General features: G+C 68.8%; 18 protein-coding genes and 1 pseudogene. 12 read left to right on the top strand and 7 right to left on the bottom strand.

The window, feature by feature from the left end:
- Positions 1 to 14 precede the first annotated feature (14 nt).
- From OG878_RS41540 to OG878_RS41505, 8 genes and pseudogenes are all read left to right on the top strand, one after another.
- Complete coding sequence (locus OG878_RS41540; RefSeq protein ID WP_328891889.1) at positions 15 to 863, top strand: LysR family transcriptional regulator; 849 nt, start codon at positions 15 to 17, stop codon at positions 861 to 863.
- 309 nt (positions 864 to 1,172) lie between these two features.
- A complete protein-coding gene (tap, locus tag OG878_RS41535) occupies positions 1,173 to 3,359 on the top strand; it encodes a telomere-associated protein Tap (protein WP_328891888.1) in 2,187 nt (728 codons plus the stop codon).
- Positions 3,360 to 3,365: 6 nt separating this feature from the next.
- Entirely contained in the window at positions 3,366 to 3,920 is a 555-nt protein-coding gene (tpg, locus tag OG878_RS41530; RefSeq protein ID WP_328891887.1) for a telomere-protecting terminal protein Tpg, read from the top strand.
- A 61-nt stretch (positions 3,921 to 3,981) separates the two neighbouring features.
- Positions 3,982 to 4,268: pseudogene (locus OG878_RS41525) on the top strand (ATP-binding protein); the annotation flags it as partial.
- A gap of 587 nt (positions 4,269 to 4,855) precedes the next feature.
- Positions 4,856 to 5,962, top strand: coding sequence for a bifunctional DNA primase/polymerase (locus tag OG878_RS41520; RefSeq protein ID WP_328891886.1), 1,107 nt, complete (start codon positions 4,856 to 4,858; stop codon positions 5,960 to 5,962).
- Positions 5,959 to 7,479, top strand: coding sequence for a DNA primase family protein (locus OG878_RS41515; RefSeq protein WP_328891885.1), 1,521 nt, complete (start codon positions 5,959 to 5,961; stop codon positions 7,477 to 7,479). Before OG878_RS41520 ends, OG878_RS41515 begins: the two co-directional genes overlap by 4 nt.
- A complete protein-coding gene (locus OG878_RS41510; RefSeq protein WP_328891884.1) occupies positions 7,476 to 7,877 on the top strand; it encodes a DUF6009 family protein in 402 nt (133 codons plus the stop codon). Before OG878_RS41515 ends, OG878_RS41510 begins: the two co-directional genes overlap by 4 nt.
- 285 nt (positions 7,878 to 8,162) lie before the next feature.
- On the top strand, positions 8,163 to 8,486 hold the full coding sequence (locus OG878_RS41505; RefSeq protein ID WP_328891883.1) for an acyl carrier protein: 324 nt from the start codon (positions 8,163 to 8,165) through the stop codon (positions 8,484 to 8,486).
- A 36-nt stretch (positions 8,487 to 8,522) separates the two neighbouring features.
- Here the strand turns inward: OG878_RS41505 and OG878_RS41500 are convergent, their stop codons facing one another.
- The 6 genes from OG878_RS41500 to OG878_RS41475 all read right to left on the bottom strand — a co-directional run bounded on the left by OG878_RS41500 (position 8,523) and on the right by OG878_RS41475 (position 13,167).
- Positions 8,523 to 9,404, bottom strand: a complete 882-nt coding sequence (locus OG878_RS41500; protein WP_328891986.1) for an aminoglycoside N(3)-acetyltransferase — start codon at positions 9,402 to 9,404, stop codon at positions 8,523 to 8,525.
- 15 nt (positions 9,405 to 9,419) lie between these two features.
- Positions 9,420 to 10,652, bottom strand: coding sequence for an MFS transporter (locus tag OG878_RS41495; protein ID WP_328891882.1), 1,233 nt, complete (start codon positions 10,650 to 10,652; stop codon positions 9,420 to 9,422).
- A gap of 44 nt (positions 10,653 to 10,696) precedes the next feature.
- The gene (locus OG878_RS41490) at positions 10,697 to 11,206 is read right to left on the bottom strand and encodes a GNAT family N-acetyltransferase (RefSeq protein WP_328891881.1); all 510 of its coding nucleotides are present in this window, start codon (positions 11,204 to 11,206) and stop codon (positions 10,697 to 10,699) included.
- Entirely contained in the window at positions 11,203 to 12,081 is an 879-nt protein-coding gene (locus OG878_RS41485; RefSeq protein ID WP_328891880.1) for a JmjC domain-containing protein, read from the bottom strand. The genes OG878_RS41490 and OG878_RS41485 overlap by 4 nt, the downstream gene beginning before the upstream one ends.
- On the bottom strand, positions 12,078 to 12,938 hold the full coding sequence (locus OG878_RS41480; RefSeq protein ID WP_328891879.1) for a JmjC domain-containing protein: 861 nt from the start codon (positions 12,936 to 12,938) through the stop codon (positions 12,078 to 12,080). The genes OG878_RS41485 and OG878_RS41480 overlap by 4 nt, the downstream gene beginning before the upstream one ends.
- A 91-nt stretch (positions 12,939 to 13,029) precedes the next feature.
- Entirely contained in the window at positions 13,030 to 13,167 is a 138-nt protein-coding gene (locus OG878_RS41475) for a hypothetical protein (protein ID WP_328891878.1), read from the bottom strand.
- A 216-nt stretch (positions 13,168 to 13,383) separates the two neighbouring features.
- On the opposite strand from OG878_RS41475, the gene OG878_RS41470 reads away from it, so the two are divergent.
- Positions 13,384 to 14,712 (top strand): ATP-binding protein, encoded by a 1,329-nt coding sequence (locus OG878_RS41470; RefSeq protein WP_328891877.1) that lies wholly within the window; start codon positions 13,384 to 13,386, stop codon positions 14,710 to 14,712.
- A 123-nt stretch (positions 14,713 to 14,835) separates the two neighbouring features.
- Here OG878_RS41470 and OG878_RS41465 read toward each other — a convergent pair whose 3' ends face one another.
- A complete protein-coding gene (locus tag OG878_RS41465; protein ID WP_328891876.1) occupies positions 14,836 to 16,749 on the bottom strand; it encodes an acyl-CoA dehydrogenase family protein in 1,914 nt (637 codons plus the stop codon).
- A 378-nt stretch (positions 16,750 to 17,127) separates the two neighbouring features.
- On the opposite strand from OG878_RS41465, the gene OG878_RS41460 reads away from it, so the two are divergent.
- The 3 genes from OG878_RS41460 (at position 17,128) to OG878_RS41450 (ending at position 20,604) form a co-directional block, all read left to right on the top strand.
- The gene (locus OG878_RS41460; protein WP_443049318.1) at positions 17,128 to 17,808 is read left to right on the top strand and encodes a ScbR family autoregulator-binding transcription factor; all 681 of its coding nucleotides are present in this window, start codon (positions 17,128 to 17,130) and stop codon (positions 17,806 to 17,808) included.
- 58 nt (positions 17,809 to 17,866) lie between these two features.
- Positions 17,867 to 19,144 carry a cytochrome P450 family protein gene (locus tag OG878_RS41455; RefSeq protein WP_328891874.1) on the top strand — a complete coding sequence of 426 codons (1,278 nt, stop codon included), beginning with the start codon at positions 17,867 to 17,869 and terminating at the stop codon, positions 19,142 to 19,144.
- Between the two features lie 830 nt (positions 19,145 to 19,974).
- Positions 19,975 to 20,604 (top strand): ScbR family autoregulator-binding transcription factor, encoded by a 630-nt coding sequence (locus OG878_RS41450; RefSeq protein ID WP_328891873.1) that lies wholly within the window; start codon positions 19,975 to 19,977, stop codon positions 20,602 to 20,604.
- Positions 20,605 to 20,761: the final 157 nt, after the last annotated feature.

The raw sequence follows: 20,761 nt of genomic DNA, 5'->3' as shown, positions 1-20,761 counted from the left end.
AGTAGCGTGGCCGCATGGAGACCCGGGAACTGCGATACTTCGTCGCTGTCGCTGAAGAGCTGCACTTCGGGCGCGCCGCGCAGCGGCTCGGGATCGCACAGCCGCCTTTGTCACGGGCGATCCAGCAGCTCGAACGCCGACTCGGGGCAGCGTTGTTTGATCGGACCAGCCGCACTGTCACGCTGACCGAGGCCGGCTCGGTGCTGTTGGTCGAGGGCCGCGCGGCGCTCGACGCGGTCGACGCCGCTGAGCGTCGGACTCGCCGCGCAGCCCTTTCCGTGACCGGCCGTCCCGGCCTGGCCCTGGTCACGAAAGCCAGCGCGTCCAGCGAACTGCTGGCGAAACTGCTCGACGCTTACGCCGCCGAACCCGACGCGGTCCCCGTCGACGTCATCCTGTGCGGCCCGGCCGAGCAGCAACGACTCCTGCGCGAGGGCCGGGCCGACGTGGCGCTGCTGCACCGGCCGTTCGACTCGACGGCCGGGTTCCACACCGAAGAGCTCAGCACGGAGGGCCAGGTCGTGGTCCTGCCGGCCGGGCATCCGCTCACCGTCCGGGCCCATGTGCGCATGGCCGACATCACCGGGCTGCCGGGCCTGCCCCTGCCACGCTGGCCCGACCCCGACGGCACCTACCCGCCCGGCCCCGGCCCGCAGGTCCGCGACCACGCGCAGTTGTTGCAGCTCGTCGCGCTCGGCCGTGCTTGCGCGGTCTCGCCGGAGTCGTGCCGAGCCCAACTGCACGGGGACCTCTCCGCCGTGCCCGTGCTGGACGCGCCGACAGTCACCACTGTGATCGCCTGGCCACCGCACAGCCGGTCCAGAGCCGTCGCCGACCTTGTCCGGACTGCGACACGTCTCTAGCCAGTGCCCCTCCCGGCAAGCTTTGCCCCGTCACGGCGGCCGGCACGCACTCCCCCAGCCACCGCTGGGAGGTGCCCCCGCGCGGAGTTGGCCAAAAGCCCTGGTAGCTCCTTCCTCAAGCTCTCAACTTTGTTCGAGCAGGGGAGACCCCATCCAACAAGTAAAAATCTCGGTCGCAATCGTGCAGAGCCGCTGGCTTGGCCCCCTGCTCACGGTCGCACTGCGTGAGCGATCAATGAGCGTTTTACACGTGATTTATGTGCGATTGAAGAGAGATTGGGGGTAGGGTGGTGGATGGAGGTGGCATCTGTGTCCAGCGGGGAACAAGATCTTTTCAGTGCGGTCGATGCGCTGCTGGAGCAGGTCGCGCAGGATCCACTGCCGGATCCTGCCGAGCGCAAGCGCCTGCGCGAAGCGGCCGGGCTGAGCCAGGAGCAGATTGCCAGAGCCCTGAAAGCGCGCCGCGAGGCCGTGGGGAACTGGGAGGCCGGACGCACCGAGCCTCGGCCGCCCAAACGTGCGGCGTACGCCCGGCTCCTGGAGGGCCTCGCCGCCCGCTACCCCGCCAACGGCGCCGCACTCAGCGAGGACGCGGTCGAGGTGCCGGCTCCCGTCACCGGGGAAGCCAGTTCACCGCCCACCGGTCCGGCTGTTGAGCCTGAGCCCACAACTGCTTCTGGCACCACACCCCAGCCCGCCAAAACTGCTGGCGCTTCACAGCGTTCGGCGAGCACGTTGAAACCGTCGACGTTGCGTCGCCCGACCGTGAAGAAGGCCACCGCGAAACCCGCGCCGGCCCCGGCAGCCGTCGACCCGCGGTTCGAGAACGGCCCGCTCGCGGTCGTCGACGTGGAGAACGGGAAAGGGTTCGCGTACTGCGTCGGCGGCCTGGTCCTGGACGTGCCCGCCAAGTCGATCCCGGCCCTGGTCGACTGGACCCTGTCCGAGGCCGAGTTGGGGGCGCCCCGACTGCACCGGTCGGGGAAGGATGCCGACCCGCTGATCGTGCTCACCGAGGCCGCGTGCGAGCGGTACGGGCTGCCGGTCCACCTCAGCCAGGAGGAGCGCCTGTCGGGGCGGCTGCCCGAGGGCCACAAGGTCATCAAGCAACTGGAGCGGGCGAACTGGCAGCTCACACGGCGCGGGTTCGGACCGTGGGCCCGGATCTACCGCCCGGCGCAGGGCGGCAAGCGCAACTGCGTCCAGCTGTGCATCCCGTCGTGGGACGCGCTGGACACGCGGCACTGGAACGACGCCGCTCAGCTCCCGCCGCCGGAACTGGCCCGGCTGCTCGGCATCTATGCGGCCCGTGTGATGACCCCGCGCGGCTCCACGGCTGTCACCGGCCTGGAGCTGATGACCGCTCTGCACCCACCGACCCGTGCATCCGACCCGGACGAGACGGGCAAGCGGCACAGCGAGCACAACCCCGGCTCGCTGGGCATCCGTGCGGTGCAGTGCGCACCGTGCGAGGCGCCGGACGGGCACCCGCTGCTCGCACACCTGCCCAGGTTTCACCAGCGCACCCCGGACGAGGTCCTGGTGGAGGAGGCGTACGACTGGTCGCGCACGCTCACCGATGACGAGTGCCTCAAGCGCTACCTGGTGGGTATCGACGTGAACATGGCGTTCGCCGCGGCCGCGAACGGCACGGTCGTCGGCCTCGGTGCACCGGTGTACGTCAAGAGCCCGGTGTTCGACCCGAAGGTGCCCGGCTCGTGGCTGGTGGACCTCTCGCACGTGGAGATGGACAAGCGGCTGCCGTCGCCGTTCACGCCGAAGGGCAACCGGCCGGAGGGGCCGGCCTGGTACGCCACGCCGACCGTGGCGTACGCGGTGGAGCTCGGCTACACCGTGGCACCGATCGAGGCGTACATCCGGCCGGAGAACGGCCGCTTCCTGGACGGCTGGTACAACCGGCTGCGCGACGCGTACGTGGCGACGATGGCCGACCTGGGCGTCACCGCCGACTTGTCGGGGGCTGAATTCTTGGCGGCGATGGACGGTTACCGTCAGCACGACCCGCAGCTGGCGATCGTCCTGTCCGCGGTGAAGGCGACGGTCAAGGGCGGCATCGGTAAGCTCCGCGAGCGGCCGCGCGGCGGCGGCTGGCGTCCCGGCGAACCGTGGCCGGCCCTCAAGCGCCCCACCTGGCGCCCCGACATCCGTGCCGCCGTCATCTCCAAGGCGCGGATCAACATGCACCGCAAGATGCTCAAGCACGCAGCTGCCACCGGGCAGTACCCGGTCGCGATCCTGTCGGACTGCGCCGTGTACGCCTCCGACGGGCCGGGCCCGCTGGACTTCCTGCCGTACAAGGACGGCAAGCCCCTGCCGGGCGGCTTCCGGCTCGGTGTCTCACCCGGAATGGTCAAGCACGAGGGCACCCAGACCACCCTGTGGGCCGAGGGCGTACGCGAAGAGCACGGCCAGGAGCTCAACCTCGCCCGGTACATCAAGGACGGCAACGTCACCGCCACGGACAACGGGGAGTAGACGGCGATGAACATGTTCGGGGACGGCCTCGACAAGGCGGTGCAGCGGGCGTTCACCCGTCCCATCCCGAAGACGGCCGGGGCCCAGATGCGGTACCTGGTCAAGCAGTTCAAGGGCACCAAGGCCACAGCCGAGGCCCTGGGCATCACCCAGCGCACCGTCGAACGCTACGTGAAGGACCAGATCAAGAAGCCCCGCAAGGACCTCGCGCGCCGCATAGAGACCGAGGTGAAGAACCGGTGGCAGCCGCAGATCCGTGCCAAGGCCAAGAAGGCCGCCGCCACCACCGGCGGCATCGTCATCGACACCCGCGCCCGCTTCGGCTACACCGCCGCCCCCGGCACCACCGACGACGCCCGGCTGCGCCACCTCACCGTCGCGCTCCCGCCCACCTACGCCGCCCGCCTCTTCGAGGCCCGCGACCAGGGGGCGCCCGACCAGCAGTTGCAGCAGATCGCCGCCGAAGGACTCCAGGAGACGTACTTCAAGGACGGCGGCCGCCGTGCCGCCGGGCTCCTGGTGGAATACACCGACCTCGAACACATCGAGTTCGACCTGTAGGCCCCCTCTTCTGCTGTGCCGGTTCCGTGACGTGATCGGCACCGGCCCGCGGCCCGCACACAGCATGACCGTCCTGGTCGAGCAGTACTGGCGTGAAATCAGCACGGGCCTGGCCCAACATGGCATCCCGGTAAGGCACTTCGTCCTCCACGCCGACCAGGACACCCTGCGCGGACGCATCGCGGGCGACACCGTGACGGGCCCCAACTCCCGTTCCGTCTCGCATACCTTGAGCCCTACGCCGAGGCGGCCCGCACGTGGCTGCACGGCGAGGCCGAGGTCGTCGACACCACGCACCTCGCGCCCGCCCAGGCCGCCCTGCGGGTCGCCGAGGCCGTCAAGGGCTGAGGCTTGATCTGCCCGCCATGCGTTACCCGGCATGCAGGAAGGTGGGCGGCGAGCCCGACAGCCGGCCGCGTCCGTCGTAGTCAGCGACTCAAGCGACCCGGCGTCGGGGTCGCCCCGGGCAGCGACTGAAGCGATCCGGGCTCCGACAGCACTTCATGACCGCTCAAGGCCCACTTGAGGGCGGTCGCCCCGGGCAGCGACTGAAGCCGAGCGACCGAAGCATCCCTTGGTCGCTCCGTCAGTCTCAGGGAAACCAGCTGGTCAGAGGAGTGTTCTGAGGCAGGCAGCGACTGAAGCGACTGAAGGTCGGGGTATGTGGAGACATTCGCGTGTGCGTGTATGCGCGTGCGCTTCATATATAGGCGACTTGAGTCGCTTCAGTCGCTGATCTCAGTTGCGTACACTCCCTGAGCTGCACTTTTCCTCGTCGGGATGGACAGCGACCGAAGAAGAGGCCAGTCGCTGGCACCAGGGTTCGGACGCCCGGCCCGATGATCGTCCCGCCCTCCCCAATCGCACCAATTTTCGGACCAGCTTCGCTAACCTGTTTCTGTCACTGAGTCGCTTCAGTCGCTAACGGGGGATACATGACTGCTGAGCTGCGGGTTTCACGCAGCGAACAGTCGTTCAGAGGTCGCTCGTTGGCGACGGCCAAGTGGTGCGCGGGCAAAGGCTGGCCGGTCCATCCCCTGGCCGCCGGGCGCAAGACCCCCCCAGGCAACTGCGAGGCCTGCCGCGCCCCGGGACACACCCATGAGGGCTGTCCCTGTTTACGGGATGGCCGCTGGTGCCACGGCTTCCGTGCCGCCACCCTCGATCCGGGTCGGATCGAGCGCTGGTGGGGGACAGGCGCCGGCGACGGCCTGGGTGTGGGCGTCGCCTGCGGGCCCCCCGGACTGGTCGTCATCGATATCGACGCACACGCACAATTGCTGCCCGACCGCGCGCGTCTCCTGCTGGGCATCACCATCGCCGAGGGCATCGACCTCACCGGACTCGCCAACGGCTTCCACACCCTCGGTGTGCTGGCTGCCCTGCGCGGTGCCAAGAGCCCCGCCATGGATACGGCCACTCTGCGCGTCCGCACCCCTTCCGGCGGCCTGCACGTCTGGTACCGGGCCCACCCCGGACACCACTGGCAGTCCTCCACGGGCTCCAGCAGCGGCCGTGCCCTGGCCTGGCAGGTCGACATCCGGGCACATGGCGGCTACATCGTCGCGCCCGGCACCCGCACCGCCGACGGCACCTACACGCCCGTCGGCGCCGCCCGTGAGCCCGTCCTGCTCCCCGACTGGCTTTCCGCCGAACTGGAGCGCACCGGACACCTCGCCGCGGCCCGCCAGCCGTCCCTGCGCCACTCTGTCCCGCCGCCACCCAGGGCCCGGCAGGCCGTCGCCGCCGCCGGCGGCGGGCGAAGCGCCGCCTCGAAGGCTCTGGACAAGGTCCTGTCCGAAGTGGCAGCCTGCGCCGCCGTGCCGGAGGGCGCCGCGTTCTCCGAGAAGCTCAACCGGGCCGCTTACACCGCGGGCGGACTTGTCGCAGCGGGACACCTCTCCCGGGCCGAGGCCGAGCGGACCCTCACCGAGCTCGCTGCCGACGTCCGCCCCGGACAGGAACGGCGCTGCGAAGCCATCATCCGCAGTGGTCTGAGCGCCGGCGAACGGCATCCCCTAGCCCTCGGGGGCCGGCCTTGAACACCCACGATGACAATGCCGTGTTCAACTTCGACGCCGAGACCGTGGCCGTCCAGATCCTCGCCAGCGTCCAGCCCCCGCAGTCCACCGTGCAGGTGCCGCAGCAGCGTAATGACGCGCCCGCCGAAGTCGCCGCCCCCCAGGGCCTGCTGCCGGACACGCTCTCCGACCGCGGCAACGCCAAGCTGTTCGTCAAGCTGTACGCGGGCGACTACCGGCATGTACCGGGTCTGGGCTGGTACCGCTGGGACGGCACCCGCTGGCGGATCGACGAGGACGACACCGTGCTGTGGGCCGCCGGGGACCTCGCCGAGGTCATCGCCATCGACGACCCGCGCGGCATCCACTCCGCGGCCGCCCTGCTGCAGCACCGCCGCCGCGCCCTGTCGACCAGCGGCATGAACGCCATGCTCACCCAGGCCAAATCGGCCCCCGGGATGGTCCTCAGCGCCGCACTCCTGGACGCCGACCCCTACGCCCTGTGCACCCCCGCAGGCATCGTCGATCTGCGTACCGGTGCCCTGCGCAGGGCGGAGCCGGACAAGGACTTCCACTCCCGCGCCACCTCGCTGTCGCCAAGGCCCATGCCCACCCCGCGCTGGATGCGGTTCCTCGCCGACACCTTCGGCCACGGACCCGAGGGCGCCGAGATGATCGACTTCCTGCACCTGATGCTCGGCTACTCGGTCACCGGCGACGTCGGCGGACAGGTCATGCCGTTCCTGTTCGGCTCCGGCAAGAACGGCAAGTCGGTACTCCTCGACGTACTCATGAAGCTGCTCGGCGACTACGCCGATGCCGCGCCGCCAGGCTTCCTGATGGCCCGGCCCTATGAGGGCCACCCCACCGACCTCGCCGAACTCCACGGCCGCCGGGTCATCGTGTGCAGCGAGGTCAAGCCGGGCGACAAGTTCGACGAGGCCCGGGTGAAGCTCCTCACGGGCGGCGACCGGATCAAGGCGCGGCGGATGCGGCAGGACTTCTTCTCCTTCGGACCCACCCACAAGCTCTGGCTGCTCGGCAACCACCGGCCCGAAGTCGGCAGCGGCGGCTTCGCGTTCTGGCGGCGGATACGGCTCATCCCGTTCGAGCAGGTTGTCTCCGACGAACACAAAGTCGACAACCTCGCTGACATCCTTGTTACCGAGGAGGGATCCGGCATCCTCAACTGGCTGATCGACGGCGCCCGTCGCTACCTGCGCGGCGAGAAGGACCTCACCGGACCCGAGCGGGTGCGCATCGCGACGACGGCGTACGCGGAGACCGAGGATCACACCGGACGGTTCATCGGCGAATCCTGCGCGCTCCACCCGGCCCTGCGGGCGGAACAAGCGCAACTGTATGCGGCATACCGGGCGTGGTGCCACAATGAGGGCGCTCCCGCGGGCTCATCCAGGGCCTTCGCCGCCCGCATCCGCGAGGTGGTGGGATTGGAGTCGCCGAAAGAGATGATCTTCTCCAACCAGCGCAAGTACTACCCGGGCATCGGAATGCTCGCCGACGAGGAGACAGCATGAGCGCCCTCATCGAAGAGGACGAGATCTCCCACGAAGCCGAGGTGGTCTGGCTCGAGGGCATCGACGCTCTGGATTACGTACGCCAGAGCCTGGACCGGCTGCCCACACGGCGCGGCAGACCCGCCTACCACCGTGACGGACGCATGGTCGGCTATGCGCTGCTCGGCTCGCAGGCCAAGGCGTCCCGCTCCTCGGGGACCTTCCGCCGCAGAGTGTTCTGGCTGCTGCCGCACGACCGGGACTCCGATCCGGGGGGCCTGTACGCGAGTTCGGCTCCGGCGGAGGCGATCGACCCGCGGACCCTGGCCCCGGGCAGCAAGGGCTACAAGACGGAGCGCTCGGAGGGCGGGCCGCCGTCGCGGGCGATGCGGGAGATGGGTATCACGCTGCCGCTGTGACGCCGCCGAAGCAGCCGGTCCTGTCGCCGCGTCACGGTCCCGCCGACCTGCGAGCCGCAAATCCGACGGCTGTGCTGGCGGCCGGTGACCAGGACGCTCGTGGTGCCGGCATGCTGCACGAGGAGGGGAGCGGCCTCGATCCAGCAGGGCCGGCCGAACTCGGCGTAGTTGCCGAAGGCGCGGCCGAGTCTCCTTCTAGGCTCGTTTGAGTGGCACACGGCACCGTCGGAGCAGCACGCGGAATCTCGCGTGGACCGTCCCGCCAGCCGGAAGGAAGTCCGCCCCATGGTTGCCACTCCGTGGAACGCGAGGTTCGAGATGATTCTCCGCCAATGTCTTCCCGGCCTGGGCACCGATGTCGTGCCTGCCGCCGACATGCCCATGCAGGCGTACGGACTTGACTCCATCGCGCTCATGGCCATGGTCGGCGCACTCGAGTCAGCGTTCGGGATCAGTCTCACCGGTCAACTCACCGTCCCGGTGAGGACCCTCACGGCAGGACATTTGTGGGGCATCGTCTCCGCCGCGACGAACCCGGTGTGGGACCACGGCAGGGCGCCGGCGGCCGCACCTGCGGGATTCACCCCGGCGCCCTGGGCTGTGGCCTGAGGCGCCACAGACTGTCTGCCTCGAAGCCCCCACCGCTCACAGAGCACCGGCGGGGGCTTCGCTGACTCCCGTCATGTTCGCAGCCACACGCCATCCGCTCAGGTCGCGATTGCGCGCGAGCCACGTGCAACCGAGGTCCACAAGATCCGCCGCCGGGGCCAGCAGCGTGCGCGCGGCGCCGATGTGTCCTCGGACGGCCAGGCCGCACCGTGTCGCCTCGGTTCCGATGGCCCCGTAGTCGCCCTCGTACATCACGAGTTGGCGGCTCGGCTCCCAGCGGGTGGGACCCGAGGGGGTGGAGCGGGGGATGTCCATGCGATGGCTGCGGCGGCCCGGATACGCCGTCAGATGCTCGGACAGGTGCAACACGGTGCACCTGTCCCAGCCCACTCCGATCATCAATACTTTCGCGTCGCCCCGGCACAGTGCGGCCAGCGGGCTGTGGGAGCCCATACCGAAGGGCAGGGCGTGCCGGGCGAGGACGGCGTCCGCACGGGGCCCGGCGGCGGCGAAGGAGTACAGCGGGTGCGCGGAACGCCGGGCCCCGGGCAGGGACCGTACGAGCTCCGGCAGTCTGCCCAGTGGCGGCTGGGCAGGATGCAGATCCGGGTCGAAGGCGATCATCGCCTCTCGCACCGTGGGCCACCAGTCCCGCGGAACCGGGCGCTGCACCCAGGTGGCGGGATCGGTGAGATAGGTGGTGAACGCGGGTACCACGAGCGTGCCCGTCGTACCCACCGCATCACGCAGTGCCTGTACGAGCGCCACTCCGCCGCCCGTCGTCCAGCCGACTGAGCTGATCGCCGCGTGCACCATGAGGGTGTCGCCGGCGCGCACGCCGCTGGTGCGCAGTCCGTCCAGCAGGTCGTTGCGACTGTAGGGCCCGGGTGTCTCCGGGGTGGCGGCCGGGTGAAGCATCGTCACATCCGTTCGCTAGTCGACGGCCGCGGCGGGCTGTGCGGCGGGCAGGAGGTGCCGTGCGCCGGCGCTGCGTACGGCAGGGCCCACCAGGACGGCCGCGAGGACGAACAGGCCCGCGGCCGCAGCCCAGCCCAGTCCGGAGCCGCCGCCGATGAACGAGGTGAGCACCAGCGGCCCGACGATCGACTGGATGCCGTGGTGCAGCTGGAAGGCGCCCAGGTACTCGCCCCGCCGCTCAGGTGGGGCGAGTGCGATACCGAGGCCGAAGGACGCGCCTGCGTGCCAGAGTTCCGCCGCGGTCATCGCCAGGAAGCCGCCGCACACCAGAATTCCGGCGGCCCACGGGGCGAGGTTCCCGCTCGGGGTGAGCAGCAGGCAGGCCAGGGCCGCAGCGGCGCCGGCACGGCGGGCGGCGCGGGTCGCGCCGGCCACGTCCTCGGTGCCCTGGGCGGCGCGTACCTGAAGCAGCACGCAGAGCACGGTGTTGGTTCCGATGAGCAGCGGGGTGAGCAGCGTGGGCAGCCCGGTGCCGACGAGGATCCACAGCGGAATGGCCACTGCGAGGACGGAGTCGTGCAGGGACAGCACGGAGTTGACCGCGACGACGCGCAGGAACGGCAGATCACGCAGGGCGGTGAATCGGCCGCCGGCCGGTGGGGCCGGGCGGGCCGCGTTGGCGGGCAGTCGGCGCACCAGCAGGCCCGCCACGACGAAGGTGGCGGCGTTGATCAGCGGAAACAGCTGCAGGGCGGCGTGCGAGCCGATGCCCAGGACGACAGCGGCCGCCAGTGTGCCGAGCCCCATGCTGGCGTTGCCGACGGAGCGGATGACGGCGCGTGCTCGGGCCCGTCCGTCGTCCGGCACCAGCTCGGCGATCAACGAGGTGAAGGAAGGGCCGGTCCCGAACTGCAGGGCTCCGATCACCACGGACAGGAGGGCGAACTGCCAGGCGGCATGGACCAGGGGCAGCATGAGGTACCCGGCGCCGAGCAGGATGAGCAGCCAGGAAAGAAGCGGACGGGCGCCGACCCGGTCGGCCAGGATGCCGAAGAGAACCGACGCGAGCAGACCGGTCAGACCGGCGGCCGACAGAGCCAGTCCGATCTGCGCGGCGGTCAGGCCGGTGACCTGGGTCAGATAGACGGCGGAACCCGCCACATACATGCCCACGCCGATGCCGTCGACGCCGTGCAGTAGGGCGAGTTGCCGTGCGGGACCGTTCAGTTCACGCAGGGAAGATCGCATCTGTACGCTCCTGGGGGTGCTCGGACAGGTGGTCAGGCGGTGTCTCACAGGGTGCGCAGTGCCGAGTACAGGAGCTGGTCGTGCCAGGTGCCTGCGCGCCACTGGGCTCTGCGGACCCGGCCCTCGAACGAGAAGCCGGCTTTCTCGGCCGCCCGCTGCTCGGCGATGTTGTCCGGGTCGGTGGTGACCTGGATCCGTTCGGCGCGAGTGTGCGCGAACAGGTAGTCCACGAGGAGGCGTTGGGCCTCGGTGCCGATGCCGTGGCCGCGATGGGCGGCGAACAGGCCGATGGCGATCTCCCAGCAGGCGGAGGTATCCACCCGCCCCCACGCTTTGCGGAACCACTCGACGCGCCCGACCAGAGTGGCGTCGCTGGTCACGGAGAGCATGTTCTCGTCGCCGGCGAGCAGCTCCCGTTCCTGGTGCAGTCGGCGCAGGCGCACGGAGGGTGTGTGGCCGAACCACTGGTAGGGGCCGGGACCATGAGGGCCGGCGAACTCGACGTCGAACTGGTCGAGATCACCGGCCCTCACCGGGCGCAGCGCCACGGTCATCCGAGGTGCTCGGACTTGATGCGAACGGCCTGTTTGAGCACCTGGTCCGCGTCCGAGGCGCGCAGGGTCCGGGTCACCAGGGCCCGGAGCCGGGTGATCTGCTCGTGCAGCGTCAGCTGGTGGTGGTTCTCTGTCAGTTCGGCGTATTCCGGCTGATCGAGAAGGTCCGCGAGAAAGACGTTGGCGAGGTCCCTCGTGGTCGGTTCCTCGATGGTGACCGCGACGTGGATGGAGTTCTCCAGGCGCGCGGTCGCCGAGTGCGGGGTGCCGTGCGGCATGTAGAGGACGTCGCCCGGCCGCAGGGTGACCTCCATGCGGCGGTCGAAGGGGATGACGCCGCCGTTGTAGCGGTCGGAGTCGCTGATGCTGGACTCGTCCAGGCGCCCGACCACCCAGTCCTTGACCCCGGCGACCTGGAGGATCAGCACGTGCGAGCCGTCCATGTGGGCTGCGATCGCGGTCTTGCCGGGCGGACTGAGGAAGACGAACGACTCCAGCTCGGCACGGAAGTGCGGCTCCAGCGAGGAGACCAGGGTGCGCAGACGCGGGTGCCAGTGCTCGGGCTGACTGAACTTGAAGGTGCTGCCCGCAGCGAAGTGCGCCTTGATCTGTTCGGAGTCGATGTACCCCTGCACCTGCTGGCCCGCGATGGTGCGCGAGCGGGTCATGTCCGAGATGGCTGAGCGCACGCCCTCGTCGAACGAGGTGAAGTACGGGCGAATCAGGAGCCCGCAGTCCGCCTCCTCCCACATCTCCTTCTCGGTGATCAGACCGGTCAGGTCGGCCGAGGAACGGAAAACGGCCGGCTGTTGGCCCCAGTGGTCACGGAAGAAGGTCTCCGTGTCGCCGACCAGGTCCTGCAGCGTGATGCTCATCCGGTCACCTCCCGCTGAGGCCGCAGGGCGGCCTGCGCCCAGGTGTCGTCGTCGATGGCGTCGGCGACGGCCAGCAGGGCCTCGCGCACGTTGTCGGTCCGCTCCTCGAGCGTGGTGGCGTGGAAGCGGTGGGCGAGCTCCCAGTCGTTGTCGAGCACGTACTTGCCGAGTGCCTCGAGGAGGTCATCGGGCGTGGGCTCGGCGAGGGTGAAGGTCAGGTGCAGCGAGTCGCCGTCGCGGGCGATCGCGTCGTGCGGCCAGCCGTGCGGCAGGTACAGCACGTCACCGGGCTCCAGCACGAAGGTGTGGCTGGGGCGGTCGGCGTCCACGTCCAGTCCTGCGCTGCTGCGCACCTGGCCGTCGTCGGCGTACAGCTGCCACTCCTTGCGCCCCTCCAACTGCACGGCCACGACGTGGGAGGCGTCCCGGTGCGGAAGCATGCCGCGGCTCTCCGGAGGGGTCCAGAACACATACGACGCCACGGCCACGGGGGCGGCGGCCTCGAACTGTTCGACCAGTTCCCGGGTGGGCCGGTGCCAGTCGGAGAGCTGGTTGAGCTTGAGGGTGCCGCCTGCCGCCATCAGCCTGCGGATCGCGGCGGCGTCGGCGAACCCCGGTCTCTTGTGGCCGATGACGTCACGGGTGATGGTGTACGCGCTCTCCGGCGGTACGGCCCCGTGGCGCAGTACCGAGAAGTAGGGCCAACGCAGCAGGCTGGCCTCCAGCTTGTCCTCGATGAACGATGAGGACAGGTAGTCCTCGGGATCCACCGCACCGCGGAAGATCTTGAATTCCTTGTTCCACGCGTCGGCGAAGACTCCCTCGCCGCGCAGCACATCTACGAGCGACGTGTGCAACCCGACCCCCTGGGCTCGGCTTCTTCGATGGCCGGTGCCGGGCGGGATGAAGGCATCGTGTCCCGCCCGGCGCTCGTGTCCGTCTGACGTGTCAGGCGGCTGAGATCTGGTTCATGATCGTCTTCGGGGAGTCGAAGAGGTCCGTCTCCTCCTCGAGGACGGCCGACTGAGCCATCTCCTCCGGGTTCTCCGCGTTGTCAAGGGCGGTCTTGGTGTCACGAATTCCCATGTCAGCCTCCAAGGCAGCGGTTCCACCGTGATTGCGGTGGCTGAGCTAGAGCTTGGAGAGCCCACCTCGTGCGCCTCTCGAGTCTCTTTGGAACCGGAGGGAAAACATCCGGCTCACAATGGCCCACCTTCGTGGTCGACCTGCGCTCCAGTCTTCGACGAGTGCCGACCACCATCCTGGCGCGTACCAGGAGACCGATCGACGAGGGAGGACGAGATGTCACCGGCACAGGGAACGACACAGGCAGATGTCCAGGACATGGTGCTCACTTCCTGCCGGACGCGTGGGCCCCGAGTGCTGCTGGTGAAGGGCGGCCCGGGCTGCGGCAAGACTGCGCTGCTCGACCTCGTGGCGGAACAGGCGCGTGCCGCCGGAGCTCAAGTGCTCAAAGCCGCCGCGGGCCGTCCTCGCGAGAAGTGGGGGGTCATCCGTGAACTGACCGGCGCACGGGCGGACTTCGTTCGCAGTCGTGCCCTCGCGGACGACACCGGCTGCCACCCGGAGAGCGCAGCTGCCGCGTTCCGGGACCACCTGCGGACACTCGCGGCCACAGGGCCGGTGGTGCTGTGCGTCGATGACGTCCAGCAGGCCGATCCGGAGTCCCTTCGGCACCTGCGCGATCTTGTGCGTCACATGCCCTTCGCCCCGATCGTCGTGGTCCTCACGGCTCCGGCACACGGCACGCGGTGGGAGGACCTGTGCACGAAGACGGTGCTGCGCGGCCCGCATGTGCACTGTGTGCGGCTGGGCCTGCTCTCCTCTCACGACGTCGAACGGACACTCGTGGCCGAGACCGGAACGCACGGGCCGGATCTGCCCCGGATGGCAGCCCGCCTGCACCGCCTCAGCGGAGGCAACCCCATGCTCCTGCATGCGCTGCTCGCGGAGAACGCCGCTTTCCAACAGCCGTCCTGTGACGGCTTGTTCGCGCGCGCCGTCACCGACTGCCTGCGCCGCAGTGGCCCGGAAGCGGTCGCAACCGCCCGCGCTCTCGCCGTCCTCGGCGACCATCCGATCGGCAAAACCCTCCTCGACGCCCTGGTGGACGGGGGTGCACCCGAGGCACTGACCGGCCTGGCCGCGCTGCGCGCGTGCGGCCTCCTCGACGGCCTGGGCCGCCGGGAGCCGGCGGTGCGAGCCGCTGCCCTCGCCGACAGCGACGCACCGACCCGGGCGCGGCTGCGGTTGCGTGCCGCACACGCCCTGCGCGCGGCACAGGCTTCACCGGTCGCGGTCGCCGCCCACCTGCTCGCACTGGTGGCGGACGGCTCGCACGGCTGCCTGCGTGACACGGACCAGGAACTGATGGCACACACTGTCCGGGACCTGTTCGAGGAGGCGCACGTGCTGCGCGAGCGCGGGCAGGCGGCCCGCGGGGCCTCGCTTCTCCAGGCCGCCCGTCGTCTGGCGCTGCTCGTCGGCGATGCTGCAGCGCGAGAGGTGCCCTCTCCGATCAGCCGGCTCGACAGCCTGCGGGGCAGTGCACGCGGTCAGGCTGCCGAACCGGCTCTGGTGACCGCCGGCGCAGCTCCCACCAAGAACTGACGAGGACCGGACCGGGACTTCCACTCCCGCTCCATCACCGGGGCCCCGAGGCGATGGGCACGCCCCGCCGGGACCGGTTCCTCACCGACACGTTCGGCCCGCGGCCGAGGCGGGCCTCGGCCGTCACGCAGTGATCGGTGCCCCGGCGTGGCCGATGAGCGGGATGCAGTCACCGTTGGCGATGGGCACCCCGGACAGATACTCGTCGGGCAGGTCGAAGGCGTCGACCAGCGTCATCATGTGCGGGGCGAGCTCGCTCGTCGCCTTGTCGAGCATGGAGGGCAGAGCCAGGACCTGTTCGACGCTCATGAAGCCGTTGGCCAGCAGGTCACCGGTGTACGGGCCGATCTGATGCAGCAGGAACAGCAGGCACAGTCGCTCCAGCAGGTCGCGTGCCGTGGGGTCGGCGGCCCGGGTCACGGCTTCGATGAAGGCGTCGGCGGCGCACCGCACCGCGTACGCCGAGACCATGCTCAAGGCGGCCGAGGACGCGGAGTTCCAGCGGGCAAGCGGATCCCGGGCGGGCCCCTGGCGCAGTGCCAGGCGGGCCCGGGTCTGCCAGACGGCCTCGGAGCCGGCCAGCAGCCCGCGCAGGAAACGGACATCGGTCAGCTCGTCGGCGCCCGTGGCGGAACTGCTCGGATCGTCTTGCCGGGCTGTGCCGCTCAGCACCAACTCGGCGGCCGCCTTGGCCCAGATGGCGAGGTTGTCGCCCTCGGCCGTCACCGTGCCCTCGATGTAGTCGGGGAAGCCGGACAGGCCGTTGACGGCGAACAGCCCCTGTGCTCCGCACCGTTCACGGCACTCGGCCGCGATGCCGCGGGCCTGCCAGGTGATCCATCCCTTGGCGACGGCGATCTCACGCTCCAGGTCCGCGAGGTCGGCGCTGGTGCGCCGTTCCCAGCGGGCAGTCACCGAGCGGTGCAGGAACGTCATGCCGTACGCCGTGGAGAGTGCCTTCAGCAGCCTGCTGTGGTGGGTCTCGTGGGCGTTGACGGGGACGCATTCGCCCGCCCTTTGGCCACTGATCTGCCGGTGCTGTCCGTAGCGGACGGCAATGGCCAGGGCTGCCCGGGAAGCGCCGGTTGCCGCACCACTCATGCACAGCTTGCCGATGGTGACCCGCGCGATCGAACGCAGGAACCGCTTGCGCCGGTTGCCGAACGCGCTCGTCAGCACACCGTCGTCGCCGAGTCGGCCGTGCTCCGCCTCAAGCAGGGCTTCCCGGGGCAGCGTCACATGGTCGAACGCGGTCAGACAGTGGTCGACCGGCGCACCGGTGCGTATGGGCAGCGGGCGGACCTGGACGCCTGGCAGCAGCCCGTTCTCGTCGCTGAGCGGGGTGAGGAAGAGAAACACGCCCTGGTCCTGGTCGCGGATGACGAGACGGGCGGCGACCACCGCGGTCTTGGGGCCGCCGGTGGTGCTGGTGTTCGGCATGAACTTCTGGGCTCCGGGGCGGGGGGTGTGCAGCACGAACCCCCCGGTCTCCTCGTCCAGTTGGGCCGTGGTTTCAAGGGCGAAGCTGTCGTTGCCGTGCGCCAGCTCGGTACAGAGAAATGTTCCGATACGTCGCATCGAGGTGAAGTCGGACAGATCCCGCTGCCCGTCGTCCTCGTGGTCGAGAAGGCTGCCGAGGAAGAGGTTGTAATGAATGCTCGCCACTGTGCACAGGCCGCCGCCGTCGTCCACCGTGGCGGCCCACTCGTGCAGGCTGGCCAGCAGAGCAGGGTCGCCGGCCAGGTGCTCGGCCTTGCCGACTGTGTCGTTGACGAGGCGCAGCCATGCGTAGAACCGGGCCGTTCGCTCGTCGGGGGAGAGGCCCGGACGATGACGAAACGTTTCGTTGGAGATGAGTCGGCGCCAGGGTGTGTGCAGCCGGTCCCGCTCGGCGCTGTCACCGAAGAGCAGGCGGGTCAGCTCCTGAGCCGGTGTGGTGGCCGGGCGCTCGGTTCGGTGGCGGTACCGGTCGGAGAGGACTTTCGGATGATTCGGCGCCGTGGAACGTACATGGATCTCGGTCGTTAGAAGGCTCATGCCCTCTCCCCCCGTAGTCGCAGATACGCCAGAGATGTGGACGGAGCCAAGAAGATACGGACCTACCGGTTTTCTTATCAAGTCAAAGTTTCGCAAAGCGTGAGCTACCTGCGCTCTCTCACTAAGTGGATCTTTTGGCGCACGAGTGGGCATCCGTGTCTCGGAAAGGGGTGTGCACTGCGGTGCGATCCAGGCATAAAAAACCGTCCACACGGATTAATTACCGTGCCCTTGACACCCAAGACTGCGTGTGCTGTCGGACTCACGGCGCGAGGATAGCGAGGGTACGACTTGATCCGCCCTCCAGCCGAATGCGAAGATACGAACGTGCCGGTCTTTTTAGGCTGCACGGTACGGAAAGCAGTGGAGGTGCAGGCCGTGGCATTGCAGGAACGCGCGATCCGGACACGTCGGACCATTTTGGCCGCCGCTGCCGCGGTGTTCGCCGAGGGTGGGTACGAGGCGGCGACGATCTCCGAGATCCTCAACCGGGCTCAGGTGACCAAAGGCGCGCTGTACTTCCACTTCGCCTCCAAGGAGGAACTCGCGCAGGCGATCCTCGCGGACCAGCTGAGCTCCGTGCCCATGCCGCCTGATCGTGACCTGGTGCTTCAGCAGGGCCTGGACTACACCTACCTTCTCGCCTACATGCTGAGCAGGGGCGATCCGATGGTGCAGGGCAGCGTCAGGCTGACCGTCGAGGTGGGGCATCCCCATGACGGCCTGGACCGGAAGGTGCCGATGGCCGGATGGATCGAGTTCAACACCGCCACCCTGACCAGGGCCAAGGAGAATGGCGAGCTGCTCTCGCATGTGGATGTCGACGACACGGCCAGGATGTTCGTCGCCGCCTTCACCGGCACCCAGCTCCTGTCGAAGATCATGACAGGACATGCCGATCTGGTGGAGCGGGTGGCCGATATCGAGCGGCATCTGATGTCGAGCATCGCGGTGCCGGCGGTCCTCGTACAGCTGGACATGGCGCCGGACCGCGCGACCCGCGTCTATGAAGAGATCATGAGGTCGCGCGAGCAGACAGAGGCGATCGCGACCGGTTGAGCAGGACACCTTTCCGGGCGCAGCGATCAGCGCCCCAGTGCGGTAGGGGGATGTGCGCATGAGCACCTCGCAAAACTGGGCACCACCGGAACAGAACGCACCGTCGGGTACCTGCCCGTACACCCTTGATGTGATGGGGCAGGACGTCGCCGCCGAGGCGGCGATGCTGCGGACACGGGGCCCCGCCGTCCCTGTGCTGCTTCCGGGAGGGGTGGCCGCCTGGGCGGTCGTGCGGCAGCAGTACGTCGAACGGCTGCTGACGGACCCCCGTGTCTCCAGGGACGCCCGTAAGCACTGGCCTGCTTTCAACACCGGGGAGGTCACGCAGGAGTGGCCGCTGTATCCCTGGGTGGCCAACGAGAACATGCTCTTCGCCTACGGGGAGGACCACGCCAGGCTGCGCCGGCTGATCGCGGGGGCTTTTACCAATCGGCAGTCGCAGGCCCAGCGGCCGAAGGTGGCGCGCATCGCAGGGCAACTTCTCGACGATCTGGCGGCTGAACAGGCCGAGACCGCCGTGGTCGACCTGCGGACCTCGTACGCGGAACTGCTGCCGTTGCACGTCATCTGCGACCTGTACGGCGTGCCGCAGGGCGCCGCCAGGGACGAGTTGAGCGCCTGCCTGCATACGGTCTTCTGCAGCAACGTCTCCGGCGAGGAGATGAACCTGGCGCGTATGCGTGCCTACGAGCTGCTCGCTGATCTCGTCAAGCAGAAGCGGGAGGAGCCGGGCGATGATCTGGCCACCTCGCTGATCGAGGCCAGAGACAAAGAGGACCGGCTGACGGAGGACGAACTCCTCGGCACGCTCTTCATGATCATCGCCGCGGGTCAGGACACCACGTCCGTCCTGATAACCAACGCGGTCGGCGCTCTGCTGACCCATCCTGAGCAGCTTGAGCACATACGCGCCGGCCGTGCGGACTGGGACGACGTGGTCGCCGAGACCATGCGCGTGCACACACCGCCGGCCTTCGCCCCGATGCGGTTCGCCGTCGAGGACATCGATCTGGACGGGGTGCAGCTCCGCAAGGGCGACCCCATCATCGTCGCATTCCACGCCGCCGGTCTCGAGGCGGAACGTCACGGCGCCGACGCCCACCGCTTCGACCTGCTGCGCGACCGGCGTGATCACCTCGGGTTCGGCTACGGCACCCACCGGTGCATGGGAGCCCCGCTGGCCGAGGCAGAGGCGAGCATCGCCCTGGCCGCACTCTTCGAGCGTCACCCCGACCTGCAACTGGCCTGCGGCCCGGACGAGTTGCGTCCGCTGCCCACCTTCATGCTGAACGGCTACCGTTCGCTTCCCGTGGTGCTCGGCTCCGCGCAGGCCTGACGCCGGGGGTACGTCCACCGCACTCCGCCGTCCCCATCGGGGGCGGCGGAGTTCTGCTGTCTCAGCCACGTCACGACTGATCCGTGAGCGGGACACGAGGTCGGTGCACCACCGTTCTCAGGGCCTCGATGCGCGACAAACCTACCTACGTATCCGGTCTCCGCGCAGTGCCTCAGGGTGTGCACAAGTAAAAACCGCCTAGGTGGTTCATTTCTGAGGGTGCGGAGCGCGCTGACGCGCCCTGTCGACGACGTGTTCAATCGGTCGTCCGGCGTGGACCGCCCGACGATCAGTCAACCCGGCGCCGGCCGGTTCCCGTGCGATCCGCCGGCGTTCCTGTTGGGTCGCTCTGCCTCCGGCTTCGCGGTCTCCTCCGTGATCTCCACGGTGTCTGCGTGTGACGTTCACTCTCATCTATTGCAACGCTCAAGGTGAGGATTGTTGCATTAGATTTGAAAACATTGCAAAGATTTTTCGCCGTTCACCAGCAATTATTTGCAATATCTCTGTTGTCATACACGCGAATGCAACGTAGCGTTTCTATCATTAGAAACAACGAGCCGAAGGGCATGTGAGACGGAGGCGGCGGAGCGCGATGCGGAAGTGCGACGCGCCGCCCCCGATGGGTGACTTCCCTCGACATCCTGCGAGGCAAACCATCCATTCGGTTTCAAACGCCGTAGAGGGAGGTATGTCCCTCTCCTGTGGCACGCGCGAGAGGGACGCCGAAGCCGTAGCGAATCCCCGCTTGAACCTCGCTTGTCAGTCGAAGCCTGAGAGCTCAAAGTGCTAGAAAAATACCGCTTCTGCGGTCTGTTTGGAGGGGTGTGATGGTCAAGCAGGTCCGGGCGGCGCGTACGCGCGAGGCTCTGATCCGCGCGGCGGCGGAGGTGTTCGCCGACGACGGATACGCCCTTGCCTCGCTGCCCGCGATCAGCAAGCGCGCGGGAGTGAGCACGGGTGCCCTGCATTTCCACTTCGCGAGCAAGGACGTCCTTGCTGCCGAGGTGGAGGGCGCGGCCTTCGAGCGGGTCGCGCGGTTGGCCGAGCACTGCCGGGCGGCGGCCGGCACATCGCTGCAGTCACTCGTGGACACCAGCTCCGGTCTGCTGCACGCCCTCGCCGACGACCCCGTGGTCCGCGCCGGTTTCCGGCTCGGCGGGGATCCCTCTCGCAAGAACGACTCCGAGTTGCTGCACTGGTGGCATGGGCGGGTGCGTGATCTCATCGTCGACGCGCAGGGCGCGGGCGAGCTCGAACGAACCGTTTCGGCGGACGCCGCCACGACGGTGATCGTCGCCTCCATGGTGGGCTTCGGTGCGCTCGGCGTGGCGGACCGCACCTGGCTCTCGGCCGAGCGTGTCGCGCCCTTCTGGTCCTTCCTGGTACCCCGCCTGGCGGCGTCCCCGCACCGAGTGTCGGCGCCGGCGGCGACCGGGGGACGGGATGAGGGCAAGTAAAACAGCGAGTTCGGTTTGTTAACAAACGGGCTGAGTTGGGGCATTGATGGGTCCGACCTGCTGTTTTAGGTGAGTTTCGACCCCGAGTCCGGTTCCGCTGCATCGCCCCCCGATCGATTGACAAACCATCCATGCTGTTTTTTACTATGAATGCCAG

This window comes from Streptomyces sp. NBC_00316 (assembly GCF_036158715.1).
In the GTDB taxonomy this organism is placed as follows: Bacteria; Actinomycetota; Actinomycetes; order Streptomycetales; family Streptomycetaceae; genus Streptomyces.
Note: the sequence above shows the minus strand (reverse complement) of the source record. Positions and strands in the feature narration are given on the sequence as shown.